The following is a 9,215-nucleotide window of genomic DNA, read 5'->3' on the forward strand; positions in this document are numbered from 1 at the left end:
GATCGCGTCAGGCCTTCGCGTACAGCTTGTAGAGGACGGACGCGGAGAACAGCGGGTCGAAGAGGGAGCCGCCGACCTTCGAGCCGTACAGGTAGAAGCGGCGCTGGTACGTCTCCGGGATGAGCGGCGCCTGCTCCGTCATGATCTTCTTGTCGAGCGCGGCCCAGGCGGCCCCGGCCTTCACCGGGTCCGGGATCACGACGTCCTTGTCGATCTCCTTGTCGATCGCCGGGACGTTGAGCTGGGAGATGTTGTTCGCGCCGTTGCCGATGGTCCGGCCGTCCAGGAGCGGCTGGATCAGCGTGTAGCCGGTCGGCCAGTCCGGGGCCCAGCCGAACCACATGACGTCGAACTGGTTGTCGATCTGCTGGATCTGGTCGTAGTAGCTCGTCGAGTCCAGCGGCTTGATGACCGGGGTGAAGCCGGCCTTCTTGAGCGCGTTCTCGATGACGACCTTCGTCTTGTCGTACGTGTCGCTCTGCGGGAACGCGTAGACGATCTTCTGGCCGGTCTTGCCGGCCTCCTTGAGGAGCGCCTTGGCCTTCTCCGGGTCGCCCTGCGGCTTGGTGAGCTTGCCGTAGGCGTCGTACTTCACCCGGCCGAGGATGTCGGGGCTCAGGATCGTGGTCGCGTAGTCACCGGCGGAGGGGCCGCCGTAGATCGTGCGGATCTGCTCCAGCGGCCACGCGTGGATCAGCGCCTGGCGGACCTTCAGGTCGGGGATCCGCTTCATGTTGATGGCGTAGTAGTACAGCCCGGTCAGCAGCCCGTCGATGGAGCGCTTCTTGAGCGTCGCGTCGGTGAGGACCTGCTGGATGCGCTCGGCGGGCACATTGCCGTACGCCTGGAGCGCGTACTGGTCGTCGCCGGAGTCGGCGATGAGCCGGTCCGTCTGGGCCAGTCCCTGCGGGCCGAACTCGAAGGCGAAGCTGTCCGGGTAGGCGTTGCGGATCGAGTCCGTCGCCGGGTCCCACTGGGGGTTGCGCACCAGGATCATCGACTTGTCGACGGAGTGCTGCTTGATCTTGTACGGGCCCGCCGACACCGGGTCCTTGTCGTACTTCTCCTTGGTGTCCAGCTTGACCGGCACCGCGCCGTACGAGTGCATCGCCAGCGTGAAGTTGAGGTCCGGGCGGGCCAGCTTCAGGTGGAAGGTGATCGTCTTCTTGGCGGTGTCCGTGACCACGGAGTCCAGGTGCTTGCCGCTGTACGGGCCCTTGTAGACGGACCGGAAGTCGGTGCTGCCGGTCAGCGCGTTCTGGACGTACGTGGCGCCCTCGGTGGTGAAGCTCGCGAAGCCGCGCTCGATGCCGTGGCGCACGTCCTCGACGGTCAGCTCGCTGCCGTCCTCCCACTTGAGCCCGTCCTTCAGCGTGAAGGTCCAGGTCTTGCCGGCGTCGGACATGGTGCCCGCGTCGGTGGCGAGGTCGCCCACCAGCTTCATCGTGCCGTCGGGGGCGATCTTGTAGCCGGTGAGGCACCGGATGTACAAGTTGCCGACCTGGGAGTTCCAGGAGAAGTAGATCCGCTGCGGGTCGAGGTGGGAGAAGTCGTCCATCCCGATCGGCCGCAGGGTGCCGCCCTTGGTGGCGCCGGCTATCTCCGGCGCGGGGCCCGTCGAGTCCGCCGCCGTGCCGACGGTGACCGACTTGCCCGTGTACGTGTTCGCGCCGGCCTTGGCGCCCCCGGTGCCGCCACCTCCGGAGTTTCCGCTGCTGCACGCGGCGAGTGCCATCGAGCCGCCGACGGCGACCGACGTGGCGATCATGAAGTTCCTGCGGGAGAGGGACATTGCTTCCTGCCCTGGTCGAAGAGAGAAACGATGAGTCCGACGGGCGCCGTCGCCCGGACCGGAGGGGAGTCCTTGGTTCAGCGCCTGGTCCTGGGGTCGAGCGCGTCGCGCACCGAGTCGCCGAGAAGGTTGAACGCGATGACGAAGATGACCATCGCCACGCCCGGGAAGAGCATGAAGGTGATGTCGTTCTGGTAGATGTTCGAGCCGCGCTGGATCATCACGCCCCAGTCGGGGGTGGGCGAGGTCAGGCCCACGCCGAGGAAGGCGAGGCCCGCCTCGGTGGTGACGTACAGGGGGAGCGCGAGGGTCGCCTGGATGAGGATCGGCGTCCACAGGTTGGGCAGCAGCTCCTTGAAGATGATCCGCGCGGGTGAGGCGCCGGTCACCTTCGCCGCCTCCACGAACTCCCGCTCCCGCAGGGCCAGCACCTCGCCGCGCAGCAGTCGCGCCATGGGCGCCCAGCCGAACGCGGTCATCACGGCGATGAGGCTGAACACCGTCAGCCAGACCGGGGTGTTCTCCTCGGGCGAGACGAGGATCGAGATCAGCACGGGCCACAGGGCGATGAAGAACAGCGTCGACGGGAAGGCCAGCAGGATGTCGATGATCCGGCCGATGAAGAAGTCCGTCTTCCCGCCGAGGTAGCCGGCGGTGATGCCGACCACCACGCCCAGGCCGGTGACCAGGAGGGTGGTCGCGGTGGCGATGAGCAGCGAGTTGCGGATGCCGTACAGCAGGAACGTGAAGACGTCCCGGCCGAGACCGGGCTCCAGGCCGAACCAGAACTGGCCGCTGATGCCGCCGTTGGGCTTGATCGGGAAGCCGAACTCGTTGAGCAGCCCCGGACGGTCCTGGCCGTAGGTGTCGTACGGGTTCTTCCCGTACACCTTGGCTATCAGCGGCGCGCAGACGGCCACCACGAAGAACAGGACTACGACGACGGCCGAGACGAGACCGGTGCGGTCCCGCTTGAAGCGCCGCCAGGCCAGCTGCCCGGGGGAGCGCCCGGCCCCGCCCTTGGGAGCGGGCGCGCCGGCCGCCGGGGCGCCGCTGCCGGCCACCGTCTCGAAGGGGGCGGCGGCCGGGGGAGTGGAAAACGTCATGATGCTCCAGGCCCGGAGGGGACAGAGGTATCCGCGGTCGACCCACGGGCTATGCGGACCTTTTCAACGCAATTCATGCAGAGTCAATGAAATCCGGACGAGCTTGACGCCCTCTTTTGGGCCATGACCGACGCATGACCTCGACCAGATACGTGCTTGGTACACGCATGGGAGAACCGAAGGGACGTTCGGTGATGTATCGGGACAGTTCGGTCGATGAGTCCGATATGCGGGCACCGAGGCGCCGGAATGCGTACATCCGGATGGAGTCACGCCCATTCGGGTGGGTTAAGTGTGCGTCTTGTTCCTTATGCCCTGATATTTGGGCGTACGCGAGACACGTACTCCGAGGAGGCAGTTCCATGCGTGGAGCCACGCACGCCAAGTGGGCCGCATGCACGGTGGCCGTCGCTCTTGCCGCGACGGCCTGTGGCAGCGGCAGCAGTGGGAGCGGCAGCGGCAGCAGCAGTAGTGGCAGCAGCGGATCCAGCGGGGTCGTGAGCGCTTCCTGGGGCGACCCGCAGAACCCCCTCGAACCCGCCAACACCAACGAGGTGCAGGGCGGCAAGGTCCTCGACCTGATCTTCCGGGGACTCAAGCGCTACAACCCGAAGACCGCCAAGGCGGAGAACGCGCTCGCGCAGTCGATCACCACCAAGGACGCGCAGAACTTCAACGTCACCGTCAAGAACGGCTGGACGTTCAGCAACGGCGAGAAGGTCACCGCGAAGTCCTTCGTGAACGCCTGGAACTACGGCGCGGCCCTGAAGAACAACCAGAAGAACGCCTCGTTCTTCCAGTACATCGACGGGTACGACAAGGTCCACCCGGAGACGGGCAAGGCCACCGCCACCACGATGTCCGGCCTCAAGGTCACCGGAGGCCAGACGTTCACGATCCGCCTCTCGCAGAAGTTCTCCACCTTCCCCGACACCCTCGGGTACGCCGCCTTCTCGCCGCTCCCGCAGACGTTCTTCACGAACCACTCGGCCTGGCTCTCCAAGCCCGTCGGCAACGGCCCGTACAAGGTCCAGAAGTACGACCGGGGCTCCCAGATGTCCCTGCGCACCTGGAAGCAGTACCCCGGCCCGGACAAGGCTCGGAACGGCGGCGTGGACCTCAAGGTCTACACCGACAACAACACCGCCTACACCGACCTCGTCGCGGGCAACCTCGACCTCGTCGACGACGTCCCGGCGAACCAGCTGCGGAACGTGAAGTCCGACCTCGACGGCCGGTACATCAACACCCCGGCCGGCATCATCCAGACCCTCGCCTTCCCGTTCTACGACAAGGCCTGGAGCGGCCCGAACGGTGTCAAGCTCCGCACCGGCATCTCCATGGCGATCAACCGCCCGCAGATCACCGAGACCATCTTCCAGAAGACCCGTACCCCGGCCACCGACTGGACCTCCCCGGTCCTCGGCAAGGCCGGCGGCTACCAGGCCGGGCTCTGCGGCTCGAAGTGCACGTTCAACGCGTCGGCCGCCAAGAAGATGATCTCGGACGCCGGAGGCTTCCCCGGCGGCAAGCTCACCATCACGTACAACGCGGACACCGGCTCCCACAAGGTGTGGGTCGACGCCGTCTGCAACAACATCAACAACGTGGTGGGCAACGACAAGGCCTGCGTCGGCCGGCCCGTCGGCACCTTCGCGGACTTCCGCAACCAGATCGGCCAGCACAAGATGACCGGTCCGTTCCGCGCCGGCTGGCAGATGGACTACCCGCTGATCCAGGACTTCCTCCAGCCGCTGTACTTCACCGGCGCCTCCTCCAACGACGGCCAGTTCAGCAACCCCCAGTTCGACAAGCTGGTCAACCAGGCCAACGCCGAGACCGACGAGGCGAAGGCCGTCAAGACCTTCCAGCAGGCCGAGGGGGTCGTACGGGACCAGATGGCGGCCGTCCCGCTCTGGTACCAGAACGGCAGCGCCGGCTTCTCGGACAAGATCTCGAACGTCGCGCTGAACCCGTTCAGCGTCCCCGTCTACAACGAGATCAAGGTCGGCTGACCCACCGCGGCGTACGGCCCGGCGCGCACCCCGTGCCGGGCCGCACACCGTTCGCCGGGGCCCCCGCCCCGCCCTGAGCGCCCCGCACCCCACGACCCCCGGAGCCGTCCATGGGACGTTATGTGATCCGGCGTCTGTTGCAGATGATCCCCGTCTTCATCGGCACCACGCTGCTGATCTTCCTGATGGTCAATATTCAGGGAGACCCCATCGCGGGCCTGTGCGGTGACAAGCAGTGCGACCCGGCGACCATCACCCAGCTGCGCAAGGACTTCGGCCTCGACAAGCCCCTCTGGCAGCAATACCTCACCTACATGGGCCACGTGTTCTCCGGGAACTTCGGCACCGCCTTCAACGGCGAGAAGGTCATCGACCTGATGGGCTCGGCCTTCCCCGTCACCATCCGCCTCACCCTGGTGGCCATCGTCTTCGAGCTGATCATCGGGATCGTCTTCGGCGTGATCACGGGACTGCGCCGGGGCAGCTTCGTCGACACCGGCGTCCTCCTGCTGACCCTCGTCGTCATCGCCGTCCCGACCTTCGTCACCGGCCTGCTGGCCCAACTGCTGCTCGGCGTGAAGTGGAACATCATCGAGCCGTCCGTCTCCTCCTCGGCGCCGCTCGACGAACTCATCGTCCCCGGACTGGTGCTCGCCTCCGTCTCGCTGGCGTACGTCACCCGCCTCACCCGGACCTCGATCGCCGAGAACGCCCGCTCCGACTACGTCCGTACCGCCACCGCCAAGGGCCTGCCACGCCACCGGGTCGTCATCCGGCACCTGCTGCGCAACTCCCTGATCCCGGTGATCACCTTCATCGGTACGGACATCGGGGCGCTCATGGGCGGCGCGATCGTCACCGAGCGCATCTTCAACATCCACGGCGTCGGGTTCCAGCTCTACCAGGGCATCCTGCGCCAGAACACCCAGACCGTCGTCGGCTTCGTGACCGTCCTGGTCATCGTCTTCCTGGTGGCGAATCTGCTGGTCGACCTCCTCTACGCCGTTCTCGACCCGAGGATCCGGTATGCCTGAGCCGCAGCTTCCCCCCGAGGACGGAGCCCCGGACGACGGTGGTGCCGTCGCGGCGACCGGAGCCGGGGGCGCGATGGACCTCGCCACCAGCGAGGGAGCCACCCTGGAGAAGGAGCCGGAGGGCCCCGAGGGCGGCGGTTCCGACGGGCGGGCGCGCAGCCTGTGGTCCGACGCCTGGCGCGACCTGCGGCGCAACCCCGTCTTCATCATCTCGGGGCTGATCATCCTGTTCCTGGTGGTCATCGCGATCTGGCCGTACTCGATCGCCACCCAGAACCCGCTCACCTGCAATCTCATCGACTCCGAGCAGGGGGCCCGCTCAGGACACCCGTTCGGCTTCGACGCCCAGGGCTGCGACGTCTACACCCGTACCGTGTACGGGGCCAGGGCCTCGGTCACCGTCGGCGTCTGCGCCAGCGCGGGCGTCGCGCTCGTCGGCTCGGTCCTCGGCGGACTCGCCGGGTTCTACGGCGGCGGCTGGGACGCGGTCCTCTCCCGTATCACCGACATCTTCTTCGGCATCCCCGTCGTCCTCGGCGGCCTGGTGCTGCTGTCCGTGGTCTCCAACTCCACGGTCTGGCCCGTGGTCGGCTTCATGATCGTGCTCGGCTGGCCGCAGATCTCCCGCATCGCCCGCGGCTCGGTCATCACCGTCAAACAGCACGACTACGTCCAGGCGGCACGCGCGCTCGGCGCCTCCAACACCCGGATGCTGATCCGGCACATCATGCCCAACGCCATCGCCCCGGTCATCGTCGTCGCGACCATCGCGCTCGGCACGTTCATCTCGCTGGAGGCGACCCTCTCGTACCTCGGTGTCGGCCTCAAACCGCCCACCGTCTCCTGGGGGATCGACATCTCGGACGCCTCGCCCAACGTCCGCAACGCCCCGCACGCGCTGCTCTGGCCGGCCGGGGCGCTGGCGCTCACCGTGCTCGCGTTCATCATGCTCGGCGACGCCGTCCGCGACGCCCTCGATCCCAAGCTGCGCTGAGGAGCCCGGTCCCATGTTGCTCGAAGTGCGCGACCTGCACGTGGAGTTCCACACCCGCGAGGGGGTCGCCAAGGCCGTCAACGGCGTCACGTACTCCGTCGAGGCGGGCGAGACCCTCGCCGTGCTCGGCGAGTCCGGCTCCGGCAAGTCCGTCACCGCCCAGGCGATCATGGGCATCCTCGACATGCCACCGGGGAAGATCACCGGCGGCGAGGTGATCTTCCAGGGCCAGGACATCCTCAAGCTCAAGGAGGACCAGCGGCGGAAGATCCGGGGCGCCAAAATGGCGATGATCTTCCAGGACGCGCTCTCCTCGCTCAACCCGGTGCTCACCGTGGGCGCCCAGCTCGGCGAGATGTTCATCGTGCACCGGGGGACGTCCCGCAAGGAGGCCAAGGCCCGGTCCGTCGAACTGATGGACCGGGTGCGGATCCCCGCCGCGCACGAGCGCGTCAACGACTACCCGCACCAGTTCTCCGGCGGGATGCGCCAGCGCATCATGATCGCGATGGCGCTCGCCCTGGAGCCCGCGCTCATCATCGCGGACGAACCGACCACCGCCCTGGACGTGACCGTCCAGGCCCAGGTCATGGAGTTGCTCGCGGAACTCCAGCGCGAACTGAACATGGGCCTGATCCTGATCACCCACGACCTGGGCGTGGTCGCCGACGTCGCCGACAAGATCGCGGTGATGTACGCGGGCCGGATCGTCGAGTCGGCCCCCGTCTTCGAGATCTACAAGAAGCCGGCCCACCCCTACACCGTCGGCCTGCTGGACTCGATCCCCCGGCTCGACCAGAAGGGCTCCCAGCTGTACGCGATCCAGGGGCTGCCGCCGAACCTGACGAACATCCCGCCGGGCTGCGCCTTCCACCCGCGCTGCCCCCTGGCCCAGGACGTCTGCCGCAAGGACGTGCCACCGCTGTTCGAGGTCGGCGCGGGCCGCGAGAGCGCCTGCTACTTCTGGAGGGAGACGCTCGATGGCCGAGGCCATTCTCGAAGTGCGTGACCTGGTCAAGAACTTCCCGCTGACCCGGGGGATCCTCGTCAGGAAGCAGGTCGGGGCGGTCCAGGCGGTCTCCGGGGTCTCCTTCGACCTGGCGGCCGGCGAGACCCTCGGCATCGTGGGGGAGTCGGGCTGCGGCAAGTCGACCGTGGCCAAGATGCTGGTGAACCTGGAACGCCCGACGTCCGGCGAGATCCGGTACAAGGGCGAGGACATCAGCAAACTGTCCGGGCGGGCGCTGAAGGCGGTGCGGCGGAACATCCAGATGGTGTTCCAGGACCCGTACACCTCGCTCAACCCGCGCATGACGGTCGGCGACATCATCGGGGAGCCCTTCGAGATCCACCCCGAGGTCGCGCCGAAGGGCGACCGGCGGCGCAAGGTCCAGGACCTGCTCGACGTGGTCGGCCTCAACCCCGAGTACATCAACCGCTATCCGCACCAGTTCTCCGGCGGCCAGCGCCAGCGCATCGGCATCGCCCGGGGGCTCGCGCTCCAGCCGGAGATCATCGTCGCCGACGAGCCGGTCTCCGCCCTGGACGTGTCCGTGCAGGCGCAGGTCATCAACCTGATGGAGCGGCTCCAGAACGAGTTCGACCTGTCGTACATCTTCATCGCGCACGACCTGTCGATCGTCCGGCACATCTCCGACCGGGTCGGCGTCATGTACCTGGGGCGGATCGCGGAGATCGGCAGCGACGCCGAGATCTACGACCACCCGACCCACCCGTACACCCAGGCGCTGCTCTCCGCCGTGCCGCTGCCCGACCCGACGGCGCGGGAGCACCGGGAACGGATCATCCTGGTGGGTGACGTGCCGTCACCGGCCAACCCGCCGTCCGGCTGCCGGTTCCGTACGCGCTGCTGGAAGGCCCAGGAGATCTGCGCGCGGGAGCAGCCGGTGCTGGCGGTCCCGGAGGTCTTCGCGACGGCGTCCGGGGCCGCCGCGCATCCCTCCGCCTGCCACTTCGCGGAGGAGCGGCAGATCGTACCGACCGGGCGGGACGAAAACGGTGAGGGTACGGATTCGGGGGACGAAAGCGAATAAAGCACAACAATTTCTTTAACACGCAGGCAACTTGACGGACCCGGCACCGATATACGGACGCGTCAGTCTGAACAGCGTACGGCCGTGCGGGTGCCGTAAACCGGCCGGGACTCCAGGGTCCCGGCCGGTTGCCGTGCGCGTGTTCTCCCCCCGGGTGCCGTGCGCGCCCTAGGGGGTGTCCGTGAAGTGGGGTCGTCCGCCCGGAGGGCGGGGCTCGCGG

Annotated in this window: 7 protein-coding genes; 5 read left to right on the top strand and 2 right to left on the bottom strand. The window is 67.4% G+C overall.

The features are described 5' to 3' along the window. Positions 1-7: 7 nt before the first annotated feature. Together GT042_RS33545 and GT042_RS33550 are read right to left on the bottom strand one after the other, a co-directional pair. On the bottom strand, positions 8-1,792 hold the full coding sequence (locus GT042_RS33545; RefSeq protein WP_161312455.1) for an ABC transporter substrate-binding protein: 1,785 nt from the start codon (positions 1,790-1,792) through the stop codon (positions 8-10). A gap of 77 nt (positions 1,793-1,869) precedes the next feature. Beyond that, on the bottom strand, positions 1,870-2,898 hold the full coding sequence (locus GT042_RS33550; RefSeq protein ID WP_161312456.1) for an ABC transporter permease: 1,029 nt from the start codon (positions 2,896-2,898) through the stop codon (positions 1,870-1,872). A 362-nt stretch (positions 2,899-3,260) separates the two neighbouring features. Between GT042_RS33550 and GT042_RS33555 the strand changes: the two genes are divergently transcribed. The 5 genes from GT042_RS33555 (at position 3,261) to GT042_RS33575 (ending at position 8,995) form a co-directional block, all read left to right on the top strand. Further along, positions 3,261-4,913, top strand: a complete 1,653-nt coding sequence (locus GT042_RS33555; protein WP_161312457.1) for an ABC transporter substrate-binding protein — start codon at positions 3,261-3,263, stop codon at positions 4,911-4,913. Between the two features lie 110 nt (positions 4,914-5,023). After that, positions 5,024-5,947 (top strand): ABC transporter permease, encoded by a 924-nt coding sequence (locus GT042_RS33560; protein ID WP_161312458.1) that lies wholly within the window; start codon positions 5,024-5,026, stop codon positions 5,945-5,947. Continuing rightward, positions 5,940-6,941: an ABC transporter permease gene (locus tag GT042_RS33565; protein WP_161312459.1), complete on the top strand. Its 1,002-nt coding sequence runs from the start codon at positions 5,940-5,942 to the stop codon at positions 6,939-6,941. Before GT042_RS33560 ends, GT042_RS33565 begins: the two co-directional genes overlap by 8 nt. 13 nt (positions 6,942-6,954) lie before the next feature. Further along, positions 6,955-7,950, top strand: a complete 996-nt coding sequence (locus GT042_RS33570; RefSeq protein ID WP_161312460.1) for an ABC transporter ATP-binding protein — start codon at positions 6,955-6,957, stop codon at positions 7,948-7,950. Next, the gene (locus GT042_RS33575; RefSeq protein ID WP_161312461.1) at positions 7,922-8,995 is read left to right on the top strand and encodes a dipeptide ABC transporter ATP-binding protein; all 1,074 of its coding nucleotides are present in this window, start codon (positions 7,922-7,924) and stop codon (positions 8,993-8,995) included. The genes GT042_RS33570 and GT042_RS33575 overlap by 29 nt, the downstream gene beginning before the upstream one ends. Positions 8,996-9,215: the final 220 nt, after the last annotated feature.

The organism is Streptomyces sp. SID3212 (genome assembly GCF_009865405.1).
In the GTDB taxonomy this organism is placed as follows: Bacteria; Actinomycetota; Actinomycetes; order Streptomycetales; family Streptomycetaceae; genus Streptomyces.

Bases quoted from the DNA above. Each gene is read 5' to 3' on its own strand.
- GT042_RS33550 (WP_161312456.1), bottom strand. From the start codon at position 2,898: ATGACGTTTTCCACTCCCCCGGCCGCCGCCCCCTTCGAGACGGTGGCC.
- GT042_RS33565 (WP_161312459.1), top strand. From the start codon at position 5,940: ATGCCTGAGCCGCAGCTTCCCCCCGAGGACGGAGCCCCGGACGACGGT.
- GT042_RS33575 (WP_161312461.1), top strand. From the start codon at position 7,922: ATGGCCGAGGCCATTCTCGAAGTGCGTGACCTGGTCAAGAACTTCCCG.
- GT042_RS33555 (WP_161312457.1), top strand. From the start codon at position 3,261: ATGCGTGGAGCCACGCACGCCAAGTGGGCCGCATGCACGGTGGCCGTC.
- GT042_RS33545 (WP_161312455.1), bottom strand. From the start codon at position 1,792: ATGTCCCTCTCCCGCAGGAACTTCATGATCGCCACGTCGGTCGCCGTC.
- GT042_RS33560 (WP_161312458.1), top strand. From the start codon at position 5,024: ATGGGACGTTATGTGATCCGGCGTCTGTTGCAGATGATCCCCGTCTTC.
- GT042_RS33570 (WP_161312460.1), top strand. From the start codon at position 6,955: ATGTTGCTCGAAGTGCGCGACCTGCACGTGGAGTTCCACACCCGCGAG.